Annotated in this window: 12 protein-coding genes and 1 pseudogene; 3 read left to right on the forward strand and 10 right to left on the reverse strand. The window is 71.4% G+C overall.

Annotated elements, in window-relative coordinates:
- The first annotated feature begins 13 nt into the window (after window positions 1–13).
- Together cysK and epsC are read left to right on the forward strand one after the other, a co-directional pair.
- Window positions 14–964 carry a cysteine synthase A gene (gene cysK / locus JOE64_RS10590; RefSeq protein ID WP_204964217.1) on the forward strand — a complete coding sequence of 317 codons (951 nt, stop codon included), beginning with the start codon at window positions 14–16 and terminating at the stop codon, window positions 962–964.
- Window positions 965–1,103: 139 nt separating this feature from the next.
- Window positions 1,104–1,655 (forward strand): serine O-acetyltransferase EpsC, encoded by a 552-nt coding sequence (gene epsC, locus JOE64_RS10595; protein ID WP_204965052.1) that lies wholly within the window; start codon window positions 1,104–1,106, stop codon window positions 1,653–1,655.
- Here epsC and JOE64_RS10600 read toward each other — a convergent pair.
- Window positions 1,646–2,197: a TetR/AcrR family transcriptional regulator gene (locus JOE64_RS10600; RefSeq protein ID WP_204964218.1), complete on the reverse strand. Its 552-nt coding sequence runs from the start codon at window positions 2,195–2,197 to the stop codon at window positions 1,646–1,648. The genes epsC and JOE64_RS10600 overlap by 10 nt on opposite strands.
- 109 nt (window positions 2,198–2,306) lie before the next feature.
- Between JOE64_RS10600 and JOE64_RS10610 the strand changes: the two are divergent.
- Window positions 2,307–3,900: pseudogene (locus JOE64_RS10610) on the forward strand (amidohydrolase).
- Window positions 3,901–3,918: 18 nt separating this feature from the next.
- Here the strand turns inward: JOE64_RS10610 and JOE64_RS10615 are convergent.
- From JOE64_RS10615 to JOE64_RS10655, 9 genes are all read right to left on the reverse strand, one after another.
- The gene (locus tag JOE64_RS10615; RefSeq protein WP_204964221.1) at window positions 3,919–4,320 is read right to left on the reverse strand and encodes a phage holin family protein; all 402 of its coding nucleotides are present in this window, start codon (window positions 4,318–4,320) and stop codon (window positions 3,919–3,921) included.
- A 34-nt stretch (window positions 4,321–4,354) separates the two neighbouring features.
- A complete protein-coding gene (gene prfA, locus JOE64_RS10620; RefSeq protein WP_204964222.1) occupies window positions 4,355–5,437 on the reverse strand; it encodes a peptide chain release factor 1 in 1,083 nt (360 codons plus the stop codon).
- Between the two features lie 10 nt (window positions 5,438–5,447).
- Complete coding sequence (rho, locus tag JOE64_RS10625; protein ID WP_271202583.1) at window positions 5,448–7,631, reverse strand: transcription termination factor Rho; 2,184 nt, start codon at window positions 7,629–7,631, stop codon at window positions 5,448–5,450.
- Between the two features lie 152 nt (window positions 7,632–7,783).
- Complete coding sequence (gene thrB, locus JOE64_RS10630; protein WP_204964224.1) at window positions 7,784–8,731, reverse strand: homoserine kinase; 948 nt, start codon at window positions 8,729–8,731, stop codon at window positions 7,784–7,786.
- Complete coding sequence (thrC, locus tag JOE64_RS10635; RefSeq protein ID WP_204964225.1) at window positions 8,728–9,798, reverse strand: threonine synthase; 1,071 nt, start codon at window positions 9,796–9,798, stop codon at window positions 8,728–8,730. The genes thrB and thrC overlap by 4 nt, the downstream gene beginning before the upstream one ends.
- A gap of 2 nt (window positions 9,799–9,800) precedes the next feature.
- Window positions 9,801–11,108: a homoserine dehydrogenase gene (locus tag JOE64_RS10640; RefSeq protein ID WP_204964226.1), complete on the reverse strand. Its 1,308-nt coding sequence runs from the start codon at window positions 11,106–11,108 to the stop codon at window positions 9,801–9,803.
- A complete protein-coding gene (lysA, locus tag JOE64_RS10645) occupies window positions 11,105–12,532 on the reverse strand; it encodes a diaminopimelate decarboxylase (protein ID WP_204964227.1) in 1,428 nt (475 codons plus the stop codon). The genes JOE64_RS10640 and lysA overlap by 4 nt, the downstream gene beginning before the upstream one ends.
- A 131-nt stretch (window positions 12,533–12,663) precedes the next feature.
- Window positions 12,664–13,437: an LmeA family phospholipid-binding protein gene (locus JOE64_RS10650; RefSeq protein ID WP_204964228.1), complete on the reverse strand. Its 774-nt coding sequence runs from the start codon at window positions 13,435–13,437 to the stop codon at window positions 12,664–12,666.
- A 1-nt stretch (window position 13,438) separates the two neighbouring features.
- Window positions 13,439–15,106 (reverse strand): arginine--tRNA ligase, encoded by a 1,668-nt coding sequence (locus tag JOE64_RS10655; RefSeq protein WP_204964229.1) that lies wholly within the window; start codon window positions 15,104–15,106, stop codon window positions 13,439–13,441.
- Between the last annotated feature and the right edge of the window lie 363 nt (window positions 15,107–15,469).

The raw sequence follows: 15,469 nt of genomic DNA on the forward strand, positions 1-15,469 counted from the left end.
CGAAAGGTACTCCATGTCCGGCATCCATCCCGACATCACCAGCGCATTCGGCAACACTCCCCTCGTGCGGCTCAACCGCATCGCCGAGGGCCTGCCGGGCACGATCCTCGCCAAGCTGGAGTTCTACAACCCCGCGTCCTCCGTCAAAGACCGCCTGGGCATCGCCATCGTCGACGCCGCCGAGGCCTCGGGCGAGCTGAAGCCCGGTGGCACCATCGTCGAGGGCACGAGCGGCAACACCGGCATCGCGCTCGCCATGGTCGGCGCGGCGCGCGGCTACAAGGTGATCCTCACGATGCCCGCCTCGATGTCGATCGAGCGTCGTCTCCTTCTGAAGGCGTACGGCGCCGAGCTCGTGCTCACCGAGCCCGCTCTCGGCATGAAGGGCGCGGTCGCCAAGGCCGAGGAGATCGCCGCCGAGACCCCCGGCGCGATCCTCGCGAAGCAGTTCGCCAACGAGGCGAACGTCGCGATCCACCGCACGACCACGGCGGAGGAGATCCTTCGCGACACCGAGGGCGAGATCGGCTACTTCGTGGCCGGTATCGGCACGGGCGGCACCATCTCGGGCGTCGGCCAGGTCCTCAAGGAGCGCGTGCCCGAGGCGAAGATCGTCGCCGTCGAGCCCGCCGACTCCCCGCTGCTGACCAAGGGCACCCCCGGTCCGCACAAGATCCAGGGCATCGGTCCGAACTTCATCCCGCCGATCCTCGACCAGGGCGTCATCGACGAGGTCGTCGACGTCGAGTTCGACGACGCGATCCGGGTCGCCCGCGAGGTCGCGACGACCGAGGGCATCCTCGTCGGCATCTCTTCCGGCGCGGCCATCTGGGCGGCGCTCCAGGTCGCCGCGCGGCCCGAGGCCGAGGGCAAGAACATCGTGGTGATCATCCCCTCGTTCGGCGAGCGGTACCTCTCCACCGCCCTCTACGAGCACCTGCGCGACGAACCCGCAGGAATCTGACGCGCGGGTTCCGTATCATCGGCCGCGGGCATCGGCATCCGTCGACGCCCGCGGCCGTGCCCGTGCCGGGTGCGCCCCGCTCCAGATCGAGAGGACCCCAGTGACGCGCGAGTCTCCCCGTTTCGGCTTCCTCGCCCGCATGCGTGAAGACGTCACCGCAGCGCGGCTGCGCGATCCCGCGGCACGCAGCAGCGCGGAGATCGCGGTGCTGTACTCCGGCCTGCACGCCATCTGGTCCTACCGGATCGCGCACGCGCTGTGGAGTCGGGGGCTGCGCTTTCCCGCTCGCGCCCTGTCTCAGTTCACGCGCTGGCTCACCGGCGTCGAGATCCATCCCGGCGCCGTGATCGGACGCCGCTTCTTCATCGATCACGGGATGGGCGTCGTGATCGGCGAGACCGCCGAGATCGGCGACGACGTCATGCTCTACCACGGCGTCACCCTCGGCGGACGTACCCGCGAGGGCGGCAAGCGCCATCCCACGCTCGGCGACGGCGTCGCCGTCGGGGCGGGCGCGAAGATCCTCGGCCCGATCACGATCGGCGCGGGATCAGCGGTCGGCGCGAACGCCGTCGTCACCCGGGATGCGCCGGAGGACTCGATCATGGTGGGCGTCCCCGCCAAGGTGCGCTCGCGCCGGTCGGGAGAGGACACCCGGGCGCTTCTCACGACGCCCGAGTACTACATCTGAGGAGCGCGCAGCCCGTCCTCGACCACGGCGGCGACCGTTCTCCACGAACCGTCGGGAAGCGGCGCATCCATCGTCAGCACGACGGCGGCGCACAGGGCCCGGAAGGCGTCGACGTCGATGCCGGGGCGCAGCAGGCCGCGCGAGGTGTCGCGCGCGATCAGCTCCTCCAGATCGCTGCGGTGCGCCCGCATCGCGTCGTGCACGAGTGACGCCTCGCCTCGGGGCGCGGCAGCCAGGGCGAAGCGCAGCGTGGCATCGGCGGCGGCGCGATCGACATAACGATGCAGGAGCGCGACGACGTCACCGTCGGGTGTGGGATCCGCGACCAGAGCGGCGGTGACCTCGCCGAACGCCTGCAGGGTCCGCGCACCGATGGCATCCAGCAGCGCCGGCTTGTCGGGAAAATGGCGGTACAGGGTTCCGACCCCGACGCCGACCGCCTGTGCGATCTCCTCCATCGACGCGGCGGGCCCGGACGTCGACAGCACGGATGCCGCGTGCTCCAGAATCCGTTCGCGATTGCGTCGTGCGTCCGCTCGCACCCCGGCCTCCCCTCGTCCGCACCCCCGAGGGGGTCTTGCGTCGTCACCGGACGCGGCCTATCGTAACAAACGGAATACCTATTCCGTTTGTGTTCGAGAGAGAAGACCGATGCCCCGTTCCGCCCAGACGATCATCGAAACCCGCGACGGCGAGGGCCTGCGCACCGCGATCGCCGTCGCGGACGGCACGATCGTCGCTCTCGCGACGGGTGACGTCGACGACCTTCTCTCGCGCTGGCGCTCGTCCGACACGGAGCACGTCCGCCTCGACGGGGTTCCTCACCCCGCCTTCATCGACACCCACAACCACCTCGTGCTCACCTCGGCCAATGAGCTGGGCGTGCCGATGTCTGCTCGCCGCAGTGTCACCGACATCCTCGAGGGCATCCGCGAACGCGCCGCGATCACCCCCGCCGGAAAATGGATCGTGACGGCCGCCGACTGGCACGAATCCCTCGTGGCCGAGGGCCGGCTGCCCTGGGCGAGCGAGCTCGACGCCGCGGCCCCCGACCACCCCGTGCTGGTCCAGCGCCGGGGGGCACAACGGCTCTGCCAGCACCGCCGCCCTGCACCTCGCGGGCATCGGCGCCTCCACACCCGACCTCGCCGGCGGCGTCATCGTGCGCGACTCCCGCGGGGTGCCCCAGGGTCCGCTGCAGGATGAGGCACTCGTCGCCGTCCAGCGCCTGATTCCGGCTCCCGCCGCGGAGCGCCTCGTCGACGGCATCGACGTGGTCTCGGCACGCTACCGCGACCACGGTATCGGCGTCGTCCGCGATGCCGCCGTGACCGTGTCCGACTGGGGCGCGCTGCGCACCGCCCACCAGGACGGGCGGCTGCACGTCCGCACACGCGCGATGATCTACAGCCCGGCGAGCGCCATCGCCGCCGCGGGCGGGATCGACGCGTACCTCGACGGCCTCGAGGCGCAGGGCGTGCACCCCGACGCCGGCGACGACATGCTGCGGGTGTGGGGCCTGAAGATCCTGCTCGACGGCGGAGTGGAGGCAGCCGCACTCGCCGAGCCGTTCGCCGACCGCCCCGGCTTCGCGGGAACTCTGCTGGCCGACGAAACCGAGACGACGGCGATCGTCTCGGGCTGTGTGCGCCGTGGCTGGCGCGTCGGCGCGCACGCAATGGGCGAGCGGGCGATCCAGGTCTTCCTCGACGCCGTGCAGGCCACACGTGCCGCCGGACTCGCGCCGGCGTTCGGACAGGTCGTCATCGAGCATGGAGCGCTGATCACGGCCGCTCAGCGTCACCAGGCGAAAGAGGCCGGCGTACCGCTCACCTGCCAGCAGGCACTGCGCGACGGTCTGATCGGCCCGTTCCTGCACGCGCTCGGACCCGCGCGCGTCGCGCGGATGTTCCCGTGGCGCTCGCTTCTGTCCGATGGAGTCGACGTGAGCGCCGGGACGGATCATCCGATCGGCCCGCTCGATCCACTTCAGAGCCTGATCGGCATGACGACCCGCCGCACACGCGCGGGGGTTCTCGGCGACGACGAGGCGATCGATCGGACGAGCGCACTGCGGCTCTACACCGCGGCCGGGGCGCGTCTGCTCGGCGGCGGGATCACCGGATCGCTGTCGGTCGGTTCGCCCGCCGACATCGTCGTCTGGCCGATCGATCTGGCCACGGCATCCGACGGCGAGCTCACCGGAGCGAGCCCGGTCGCGACGTGGGTGGCGGGGCGTCGCTGATGGCTGCGCCGCTCCGCATCAGCTGCGACGCTCCTGCACCTTCTTCTTCAGGAACAGCGCCGGCAGCAGGAAGGTGGCGATCGCCGTGACCACCCACACGATCATGGGCGCGACGATCCAGGTCCACCACGGCTGACCGATCGTGAGGCCCGCATTCGGGATGATCGCGGTGACCAGGAGCGCGACGAACGTGGAGACGATGCCGATGCCCCCGAGGAAGGCGGGCGCGTTGCGCTGGGCGACGCGGGCGAGCCAGGGTGCCAGCACGCTCTGCAGGACGGCGAAGATCACGATCGCGAGCACGAAGCCGCCGGGGTTGCGCCAGTCGACGGTGAACCCGGGCAGCACGAGGTCTGCGACGAGCAGACCGACGGCGGCGGAGACCAGGAAGATCAGCGCGCGGAGCAGGAACATGATCATGACGCGAGCGTAGCGCCCCACGGCTCCAGTCGCGTCAGGATCCGTGCACGCCCACAGCGGCGAGCCGCGCCTCTTCGTCGGTCGCGATGGCCGACTCGATGATCGGGCCGAGGGCCCCGTCCATCACCTGATCGAGGTTGTACGCCTTGTAGCCGGTGCGGTGGTCGGCGATGCGGTTCTCGGGGAAGTTGTACGTGCGGATGCGCTCGGAGCGGTCCATCCCCCGGATCTGCGACCGCCGAGCATCGGATGCCGCGGCATCCCGCTCCTCTTGCTGCTTCGCGAGCAGGCGGGCGCGCAGCACGCGCATACCGGCCTCGCGGTTCTGCAGCTGGCTCTTCTCGTTCTGCATCGACACGACGATGCCCGTGGGGACGTGGGTGATGCGGACGGCGGAGTCGGTCGTGTTGACCGACTGCCCGCCCGGGCCCGACGAGCGGAAGACGTCGATCTTCAGATCGTTGGCATCGATCTGGATCTCTTCGGGCTCATCGACCTCGGGAAAGACGAGCACGCCCGTCGTGGACGTGTGGATGCGCCCCTGCGACTCGGTGGCGGGAACCCGCTGCACACGGTGCACGCCGCCCTCGTACTTGAGGTGCGCCCAGACCCCCTGCGCGGGATCGCTCGAGGAGCCCTTGATGGCGACCTGGACGTCTTTGAAGCCGCCGAGGTCGGACTCGTTGTGTTCGAGAAGCTCCGTCTTCCATCCCATGGACGCGGCGTACTGCATGTACATGCGCAGCAGGTCGGCGGCGAACAGCGCCGACTCGGCGCCGCCCTCCCCCGCCTTCACCTCGAGGATGACGTCGCGCGCATCGTCGGGGTCGCGCGGGATCAGCAGACGCCGCAGCTTCTCCTGCGCGGCCGAGAGCCGCTCTTCGAGAGCGGGCACCTCCTCGGCGAAGGCGTCGTCCTCGCGGGCGAGCTCACGCGCGGCCTCGAGATCGTCGCCTGCGGCACGCCAGGCGTCGTGCGCGGCGACGATTCTCGAGAGCTCCGCATAGCGCCGGTTGACGCGCTTGGCGCGCGCCGCATCAGCGTGCACCGCGGGGTCGGAGAGTTCCTCCTGGACCGCTCGGTGCTCGTCGATCAGCGTCTGGACGGATTCGAACACGACGACCCGCTCAGCGGATGCTGTTCTCGTGCCCGTGGCCTCCGGCACCGTGCCCGTTCGCGGGGGCGGGGATCGACTTCTGCATCTGCACGAGGAACTCGACGTTGGACGAGGTCTCCTTGAGCTTGCCCAGCACGACCTCGAGGGCCTGCTGCGGGTCGAGGCCGGCGAGGGCGCGACGCAGCTTCCAGGTGATCTTGACCTCGTCGGAGCTCAGCAGCATCTCTTCGCGACGGGTGGAGGACGCGTTCACGTCGACCGCCGGGAAGATCCGCTTGTCGGCGAGCTGACGCGACAGGCGCAGCTCGCTGTTGCCGGTTCCCTTGAACTCCTCGAAGATGACCTCGTCCATCTTGGAGCCGGTCTCGACCAGCGCCGTGGCGAGGATCGTGAGCGAGCCGCCGTTCTCGATGTTGCGCGCCGCGCCGAAGAAGCGCTTGGGCGGGTAGAGCGCCGAGGCATCCACACCGCCGCTCAGCACGCGACCGGAGGTCGGCGCCGAGATGTTGTAGGCGCGCCCGAGGCGGGTGATCGAATCGAGCAGCACGACCACGTCGCGACCGAGCTCGACGAGGCGCTTGGCACGCTCGATGGCGAGCTCGGCGACGGTCGTGTGGTCCTCGGCCGGACGGTCGAAGGTCGAGGCGATGACCTCGCCCTTGACCGTGCGCTGCATGTCGGTGACCTCTTCGGGCCGCTCGTCGACGAGCACGACCATGAGGTGCACCTCGGGGTTGTTCGTCGCGATCGCGTTGGCGATCTGCTGCAGCACGATCGTCTTGCCCGCCTTGGGGGGCGCGACGATGAGGCCGCGCTGGCCCTTGCCGATGGGGGCGACGAGGTCGATGATGCGCTGGGTGAGCTTCTCGGGGGCGGTCTCCAGGCGCAGGCGCTCCTGCGGGTAGAGCGGCGTCAGCTTGCCGAACTCGACACGGGTCGCCGCGTCGTCGACCGACAGGCCGTTGATCGCATCGACCTTGACGAGCGCGTTGTACTTCTGCCGGCTCGACTGCTCGCCCTCGCGGGGCTGCTTGATGGCTCCGACGACGGCGTCGCCCTTGCGCAGGTTGTACTTCTTGACCTGGCCGAGCGAGACGTAGACGTCGCTGGTGCCGGGCAGGTAGCCGGTGGTGCGCACGAAGGCGTAGTTGTCGAGCACGTCGAGGATGCCCGCGATCGGGATGAGGACGTCGTCCTCGCCGATCTCGGTCTCGAACTCGTCGCCGTTCTGCGCCTGTCCGCGGCGCTTGTTGCGCTGGCGTCCGCGGCCCGTGCTCTGCTGGTCGTCGGCGTCACCCTCGGAGGCCTCGGGACCTGCGTTCTGGCCGGCCGGTGCTGCGGTGTTCTGAGCGTTCTGCGCGCCCTGGCCATTCTGGGCGCCCTGGCCGTTCTGACCGTTCTGCGCGTTCTGGCCGTTCTGCGCGGCATCGGTCTTCTGGCCGCGGCCACGGCTGCGGCTGCGCGATCGGCTGCGACTGCGGCTGGGGGTCTCGCCCTCGGTCGCACCGTCCGTGTTCTCAGCGGTCGCCTCGGACGGCGCATCGGTGGCGTCGCCGCTCTCGGCGGGCGCCTCGGCGGCCTGGTCGCCCGCGGGGGCGGCGGCATCCGGGGCGGACTCGGCGGTCGCCTCCTCGGCCGGCGTCGCAGCCTCGGTCACGGCAGCGTCGACGGCGGTGTCCGTCGCCGGAGCCTCGACCGCGGGAACCTCCGCGGCGGGAGCCGCGTCCGCCGCGGGGGCCTCGACATCCGCCGTCGCGTCGGCGGGCTTCTCGGCCGGCACATCGGTGCTCTTCGCCCGACGCGGTGCGCGCTTGCGGGGCGCCTTCACGGGCGGGGCCTCGACGACGGGCTCGGCGGCGACCGGCTCGGCCGGTGCGGCGTCGGACGATGCCTCGGCCTCAGGCGCGGGGGTCTCGGTGGCGGCCTCGGCTGATTCCGCCGGAGCGTCGGCCTCGACGGGGACGGTCTCGGCGTGCGCCTCGGGCTCGGCCTCGGCCGGGGCGGCCTCGACGGCATCCTCGGCCTCGACGGCCTCCTCGGTCTCGGCCGACACGGCCTCGGCGGACGCGATCTGCGCGGCGTCGTCCGTCACGACATCCGCGACAGGGGTCTCGGGGGTGGGAACCGTCTCGACTGCGGCGTCCTCGCGCGCAGCGTCGACGTTCTCGGTCTGGATCTCGGAGAGTGACTCCACGAGGTCTCCTTCACTGGGAATAGTGGACATGACAGGTCCGCACGGGCGCCGTCCACGACAGGCGCCGACACGATACGCTTCAGAGCCCGTTCAGGGCGTCGGGAAGCAGGGGTGCTGTGCAGGGGTTCGCAGAATTGCGACGGAGGCCAGACTCACGGACGTGCCGCGGAACCCTCCGTATGGTCCCTCACTGTACCACCCCTCACATCGACGGCGAGCATCAGCGGCTCCCACGGAGTGTCCGAAACGGATGCCGCGACGCGCGCCGCGTCGAGCCGGCGGCCGGGGCCGTCGGCCAGCACGAGGACGCTCGGACCGGCACCCGAGACGACCGCCGCGAACCCCTCGGCGCGCAGTCCGCGCACCAGCGCGTCGGTCGCGGGCATCGCCTGCGCACGGTAGGACTGATGGAGCTTGTCCTCGGTCGCCGCGAGCAGCAGTTCCGGGCTCTGGGTCAGCGCCGCGATCAGCAGCGCCGAGCGCGACACGTTGAACACCGCGTCCTCACGCGTGACCTGCAGCGGGGCGAGCCCGCGCGCCACCGAGGTCGACATCGTGAACTCGGGCACGAAGACGAGCGGCGATACGCCGCGGTGCACCAGCAGCTTCTTGTGCTGCGGGCCGTTCTCGTCGATCCACGCGATCGTGAGACCGCCGAACAGCGCCGGCGCCACGTTGTCGGGGTGCCCCTCGAGTTCCGTGGCCAGGCGCAGCAGCGTGTCGGGGCCGAACTCGACCTCGCCCGACAGCAGGCCCTTCGCCGCGAGCAGACCCGCCACCACGGCGGCGCCCGACGAGCCCATGCCGCGACCGTGCGGGATCGTGTTCACGGCTTCGAGGCGGATGCCCGGAAGCTCGCGGCCCACGGCCGCGAACGCGTACGCCATCGAACGGACGACGAGATGCGAGGCATCCCTCGGCACGTCTGCGGCGCCTTCGCCCGTCACGAGGATCTCGAGACCGGGCTCGGGCAGGGACGTCACGACCAGCTCGTCGTAGACGCTCAGCGCGAGGCCGAGCGTGTCGAACCCGGGTCCGAGGTTCGCGCTCGTCGCGGGGACGCGGATCGCGACAGACCGCGGGTGCACCGCGTCGCTCATGCCAGGTCGAGCACGGAGGCGACCTCCGAGGTGGACGCGTCGACGACGGTCGGGGTGACCTCCGACCCGTCGGCGTTGCGCAGCGCCCACTGCGGGTCCTTGAGGCCGTGACCGGTGACCGTGAGGACGACCTTGGCGCCCGCCGGGATGACACCGGCCTCGGCACGGTCGAGCAGACCCGCGACGCTGATCGCCGAACCCGGCTCGACGAACACGCCGACGGTGCCCGCGAGCAGCTTCTGCGCGGCGAGGATCCTGTCGTCCGAGATCGCGCCGAACCAGCCGTCGGTCGCGTCGCGCGCCTCGAGGGCGAGCTGCCACGAGGCGGGGTTGCCGATCCGGATGGCGGAGGCGACCGTCTCGGGGTTCTTCACGACCTCCCCGCGCACGAGCGGCGCGGAGCCCTCGGCCTGGAAGCCGAACATACGGGGGACGCGCGTCGAGACGCCGCGCTCGGCCTCTTCGCGGTAGCCGCGCGTGTAGGCGGTGTAGTTGCCGGCGTTGCCCACCGGGATGAAGTGGAAGTCGGGGGCATCCCCGAGCTGCGAGACGACCTCGTAGGCGGCCGTCTTTTGGCCCTCGATGCGATCGGGGTTGACCGAGTTGACGAGGTGCACCGGGTAGTTGTCGGCCAGCTCGCGCGCGATCTCGAGGCAGTCGTCGAAGTTGCCGCGGATCTGGATGAGCCGTCCGCCGTGGATGACGGCCTGGCTGAGCTTGCCCATCGCGATCTTGCCCTCGGGCACGAGGACGGCGGCCGTGATGCCGGCGTGGGCGGCGTACGCCGCGGCCGACGCGGAGGTGTTCCCCGTCGACGCGCAGATGACGGCCTTGGCCCCGTGCTCGACGGCGCGCGAGAGCGCCACGGTCATGCCGCGGTCCTTGAACGAGCCCGTGGGGTTCATCCCCTCGAACTTGACGTAGACATCGGCGCCGGTGCGCTGCGAGAGCGCCGGTGCGGGGATGAGCGGGGTGCCGCCCTCACCGAGGGTGACGACGGTCGACGCGTCGGTGACGCCCAGACGGTCGGCGTATTCGCGGAGGACTCCGCGCCAGACATGTGCCATGTTCAGTCTCCTTCCATCCGCAGCACCGAGGCGACCCGGTCGACGACGCCGCTGGAGGCGAGTCGTTCCACCGTGTCACCGAGATCCTGCTCGAGTGCAATGTGGGTGCCGATGACCAGGCGCGCCCGCGCGGTCCCGTCACCCGGGATGATTCTCTGCTCGACCGTGGCGATCGAGACGTTCCCGTCGGCGAGGATGCCGGCGACGGTCGCGAGCACGCCCGGCCGGTCGTCGACTTCGAGGGTGATCTGGTAGCGCGTCGTCGCGCGTCCGATCGGCAGCAGCGGCAGGTTCGCGCGGGTGGACTCCCCCACGCCGACGCCGCCGGCGATGTGCCGTCGTGCGGCGGAGACGACGTCTCCGAGCACGGCCGAGGCCGTCTGCACGCCACCGGCGCCCGCGCCGTAGAACATGAGGTCGCCCGCGGCCTCGGCCTGGACGAAGACGGCGTTGTTCGCGCCGTGGACGCTCGCCAGCGGATGCGTCCGGCGCACGAGCGCCGGATGCACCCGGACCGAGATCGCCTCGCGTCCCTCGTCGGTGCGCCGCTCGCACACGGCCAGGAGCTTGACGACGTACCCGGCGGCGCGCGCCGATTCGATGAGCGCGGCATCCACCTGGGTGATCCCCTCGCGGTGCACGGCGTCGAGCGGAACGGTCGTGTGGAAGGCGAGGGAGGCGAGGATCGCCGCCTTCTGCGCGGCGTCGTAGCCCTCGACGTCCGCGGTGGGGTCGGCTTCGGCGTACCCGAGGCGCTGGGCGTCGGCGAGGACGTCGGCGTAGTCCGCGCCCTCGAGGTCCATGCGGTCGAGGATGTAGTTGGTCGTGCCGTTGACGATCGCGAGGATCCGCTGCACGCGATCGCCGGCGAGCGAGTCCCGGAGCGGCCGGATGATCGGGATCGCCCCCGCGACGGCCGCTTCGTAGTGGACGGAGGCGCCGACCTGGTCGGCCGCTTCGAACAGCTCGGGGCCGTGGGTGGCCAGCAGCGCCTTGTTCCCCGTGACGACGTCCGCACCGGCGTTCAGCGCCTGCAGCAGACGTGTCCGTGCGGGCTCGATCCCGCCCATGAGCTCGATCACGATGTCGCTGCCGACCAGCAGCGTCTCGGCATCGGTCGTGAGCAGCTCGCGCGGGATGTCGGTGTCGCGGGGCGCGTCGAGATCGCGGACGGCGACGCCCACGAGGTCGAGCCGGGCTCCGGCCCGGTCGGCGAGCTCGTCGCCGTGGCGGAGGAGGAGCGCGGCCACCTGCGAGCCGACGGAGCCCGCACCCAGCAGCGCCACGCGGAGGCGGCGGTCGTCGGTCATTCGGTGTCCTCGGTCGGGGTGGGGATGCCGGCGTCGCGCGCCAGCAGGTCGTCGATGGTCTCGCCGCGCACGATCACCCGGGCGGTCCCGCCCGCGACGGCGACGACGGGCGGGCGCGGCACGTAGTTGTAGTTGCTGGCCAGCGAGAAGCAGTAGGCACCGGTGGCGGGCACCGCGAGCAGGTCGCCGGGGGCGACGTCGCCGGGCAGGTACTCCGCGTCGACGACGATGTCGCCCGACTCGCAGTGCCGACCGACGACGCGGCTGAGCGCGGGCGCGGCGGCCGAGGTGCGCGAGGCGATCCGAGCGGAGTACTGCGCGCCGTAGAGGGCGGGGCGCGCGTTGTCGCTCATGCCGCCGTCGACGCTGACGTAGAGACGGGTGACGTCCTCGGATGCCCGCACCGGCTTGACCGTGCCGACCTCGTAGAGGGTGACGCCGGCGCGACCGACGATCGAGCGGCCGGGTTCGAAGGCGAGGCTCGGCAGCGGCACATCGCGCGCCGCGCATTCACGCGCCACCGCGTCGACGATGCCGTCGGCGAGGTCTTCGATCGCGGTCGGGGTGTCGACCGAGGTGTAGGCGATGCCGAAGCCGCCGCCGAGGTTCAGGACGGCGAGCTCTCCCCCGGCGCGCAGGTCCGCGTAGAGGTCGACGAGCCGGGCCGCGGACTCGGCGAACCCGCTCGTGCCGAAGATCTGCGATCCGATGTGGCAGTGCACCCCGGCGAGGTGGAGCGAGGGCAGCTCGCGGATGCGCCGGGCGACGGCGGGGGCATCCGTCAGCGCGAACCCGAACTTCTGGTCCTCGTGCGCCGTCGCGAGGAAGTCGTGCGTCTCGGCGTGCACGCCCGTGTTGACGCGGATGAGGACCTTCTGGGCGGTGTCACCGACGAGGCCTCGCGCTGCGGCGATCTCGGCGACCCGCTCGATCTCGATCACCGAGTCGATGACGATCGTTCCGACGCCGATCTCCACCGCGCGCTCGAGTTCGGCACGCGACTTGTTGTTGCCGTGCAGGCCGATGCGCGCGGGCTCCGCCCCGCCCGCCAGCGCGACGGCGAGCTCGCCGCCGGTGGCGACGTCCACCGCGAGCCCCTCCTCGGTCACCCAGCGGACCACCGCAGTCGAGAGGAACGCCTTGCTCGCGTAGTAGACGCGGGCCTGGATGCCATGCCGTGCGGCCGCGGCCTCGAACGCCGCGCGCACGCGGCGGGCACGAGCCCGGACGCCGTCCTCGTCGAGGACGTAGAGCGGGGTGCCGAACCGCTCGCGCAGCTCGGCGACGCCGATGCCGCCGATGTGCAGTGCACCCTCGGCATCGCGGGTCGCGGATTCCGGCCAGACGGAGGCGACGAGCTCATTGGCGTCACGGGGCGCGACGAGCCATTCCGGCACGAGCGGGCGGTCGGGAACGGCGGACACGGGAGGGCACCAATCGTGTGGGGTCGGGCTGCCGTCGGTCACGTCACGCCCGGCAGTCATAGAAGTCTAGGGCACGCCCGCATACCGCCTCGCGCATGCGACACACCGGTGTCGGAACGGCCCGGTCCGGGTCAGGCGCAGGTCCCTCGGTGGTCCGCCGCGCCGGGCTGCAGGATCGAGCTGTCGATCTCGAAGCGGGCGATGAGCGAGGCATCCCGCACTTGGACGCCCGTCAGGCGCACGGCCTCGGGCAGATACGACGCGATGCACACCTTCCAGTCGCGCACGACCGTGCGCGCGACGGCGCCGAACTGGTCGACGAGGATGTCGGCCGAGACCTCGGCGTCGCCGAGGCGCAGCGTCGTCGGCGTGAGCACGAGATCCGTGCCGGACACGCCGGGGGTGAGTCCCACGCCGACCGGCACCGTGAGGGCGAACAGCGGGATGTCCATGGCCACGTCGATCGTCGGCGCCGCGAGGCTCACCGTGTCGGCCGGAAAGCCGTCGACGCCGCGCAGGAGGTCGCGCAGCTGCGCCTGGTCCAGCGTGACGCTGGCCTGTGCGCCGCTCCAGTCACCGCCGCGGATCGGCACGTCCTGGGCTGTGACGACGACATCGGCGGTGAGCGCCGCACCGCCGTCCTTCTGCTGCAGCGTCACGTCGTCGGACGAGATCGTGACGCTTCCGAGGCTTCCCACGACCAGCTGCGGCAGGATGGGCCCCGGAACATCGACGTCGATGCGTTGATCCGCGCGCAGATCGAGACCCCGCACGACCTGCTCCCGGATCGTGCGCTCGACCACGCCGCGCGCGATGTACTCCCCCGCGAACCACGCCGCGACGGCGAGACCCGCCACCGCGATGAGGGCGACGAGCCAGGGCCAACGACGGCGGCGCTCGCTCATGTCACATGCGCTCCGGTGCACTCACTCCGAGCAGGTCGAGGCCGTTGCGCAGCACCTGGCCCGTCGCGTCGTTCAGCCACAGGCGCGTGCGGTGCAGGTCGGTGACCTCCTCGTCGCCGAGCGGCGTGACGCGGCAGCTGTCGTACCAGCGGTGGTAGAGGCTCGCGAGCTCTTCGAGGTAGCGCGCGACGCGGTGCGGTTCGCGCACCTCCGCCGCGTAGGCGACCACCCGCGGGAACTCCTGCAGCGCCCCCAGCAGTGCCGACTCGGTCTCGTGGTCGAGCGTCTCGGGTGCGAACGCGCTGCGGTCGACGCCGGAGTCGGCGGCGTTGCGGGCGACGTTGTGCGTGCGCGCGTGGGCGTACTGCACGTAGAAGACGGGGTTGTCGTTCGTGCGCTTCTGCAGGATCTCGGGGTCGAGGGTCAGCGGCGAGTCGGCGGGGTAGCGGGCGAGCGAGTAGCGCAGCGCATCGGTACCGAGCCAGTCGCGCAGGTCGTCGAGCTCGATGATGTTGCCCGCGCGCTTGGACAGGCGTGCGCCGTTGACCGAGACGAGCTGCCCGATGAGCACCTCGATGTCCTTCTCGGGGTCGTCGCCCGCGGCGCCCGCGAGCGCCTTGAGGCGGTGCACGTAGCCGTGGTGGTCGGCCCCGAGCAGGTAGATCTTGTGGCGGAAGCCGCGGTCGCCCTTGTTGAGGTAGTACGCGGCATCGGCAGCGAAGTAGGTGTACTCGCCGTTCGAGCGGCGGATGACCCGGTCCTTGTCGTCGCCGAAGGCGGTCGTACGGACCCACACCGCGTCGTCGGCGTCGAAGACGTGGCCCTGCGCGCGCAGGCGCTCGACGGCCTCGTCGACGAGGCTCGGCTCGCCGGAGGGTCCGTGCGCGTGCAGGTCGCGCTCGCTGAAGAAGACGTCGAAGTGGACGTTGAACTTCTCCAGCGAGGCCTGGAGGTCGGCCAGCTGCAGGCGGTAGGCGATGTCGCGCGCCTGGGTCTCCTGCTCGTCGAGAGAGAGGTCGAGGATGCCCGGGAGCTCCGCGACGACGCGGCGTCCGAGCTCGTCGATGTACGAGCCCGGGTAACCGCCCTCGGGGGTCGGCTCGCCCTTGATCGAGGCGAGGACGGAGCGGCCGAAGCGGTCCATCTGGGCACCGGCGTCGTTGACGTAGAACTCGCGCACGAGGGTCGCGCCGCTCGCGAGCAGCACGCGGGCGATCGCGTCGCCGAGCGCCGCCCATCGCGTGTGGCCGATGTGCATGGGTCCGGTGGGGTTGGCGCTCACGAACTCGAGGTTGATGCTCGCACCGCGCTGGGTGTCGTTCGTGCCGTAGGCGGCTCCCGCCTCGACGATCGTCTTCGCGAGGGCGCCGGCTGCCGCGGCATCCAGTCGGATGTTGATGAAGCCGGGCCCCGCGACCTCGACGCTCGCGACCCCGTCGGTCGCGGCGAGCGCGTCGGCGATCTGCTGCGCGAACTCGCGCGGGTTCGCACCCACCGCCTTGCCGAGCTTCAGCGCCGCATTGGACGCCCAGTCCCCGTGGTCGCGGTTGCGGGGGCGCTCGAGCGGCAGGTCGGCGGCGGTGAGGCCGACGCTCGACCCCTCGCGTCGGGCCTCGGCGAGCGGGACGATGACGGCGAGCAGGGCTTCAGCGAGGGCATCCGGATTCATAGCCCGTCAAGTCTACGGGCGCAGCCCTGGGTCCCCGCTCGGCGCCTGCTCGTCGGTCGGGGCGGGGTGGGCCGCGCGTGGTCTGCCGGGCGGGGGGCGGGCTCTCGTGCGGCCGCTTGCCGCGGGCGTGGGTCCCGTGTGCCCGGCAGGCGGGTTCGGGGTCTCCTGGGGTCGCCACCCGCACGGTTTGGGGTCGCGTGCGGCCGCTCGCAGCTACGCGAAGTGACCCCACGCGACCCCGAACCTGCGCCGACGATCCACGACAGCCCGACCCGCCAAAGCGTGGGGCCTTCGTGACCATGTGGTGGAGTGTGGGGTCGCTTGTGCCCGGCAGGCGGGCTTGGGGTCCCCTGTGCCCACACA

The organism is Microbacterium dextranolyticum, assembly GCF_016907295.1.
In the GTDB taxonomy this organism is placed as follows: domain Bacteria; phylum Actinomycetota; class Actinomycetes; order Actinomycetales; family Microbacteriaceae; genus Microbacterium; species Microbacterium dextranolyticum.

Coding starts and splice junctions, on each gene's coding strand:
- JOE64_RS10640 (WP_204964226.1), bottom strand. CDS start 11,108: ATGACCGACGACCGCCGCCTCCGCGTGGCGCTGCTGGGTGCGGGCTCC.
- thrC (WP_204964225.1), bottom strand. CDS start 9,798: ATGGCACATGTCTGGCGCGGAGTCCTCCGCGAATACGCCGACCGTCTG.
- thrB (WP_204964224.1), bottom strand. CDS start 8,731: ATGAGCGACGCGGTGCACCCGCGGTCTGTCGCGATCCGCGTCCCCGCG.
- JOE64_RS10615 (WP_204964221.1), bottom strand. CDS start 4,320: ATGATCATGTTCCTGCTCCGCGCGCTGATCTTCCTGGTCTCCGCCGCC.
- cysK (WP_204964217.1), top strand. CDS start 14: ATGTCCGGCATCCATCCCGACATCACCAGCGCATTCGGCAACACTCCC.
- JOE64_RS10650 (WP_204964228.1), bottom strand. CDS start 13,437: ATGAGCGAGCGCCGCCGTCGTTGGCCCTGGCTCGTCGCCCTCATCGCG.
- JOE64_RS10655 (WP_204964229.1), bottom strand. CDS start 15,106: ATGAATCCGGATGCCCTCGCTGAAGCCCTGCTCGCCGTCATCGTCCCG.
- epsC (WP_204965052.1), top strand. CDS start 1,104: ATGCGTGAAGACGTCACCGCAGCGCGGCTGCGCGATCCCGCGGCACGC.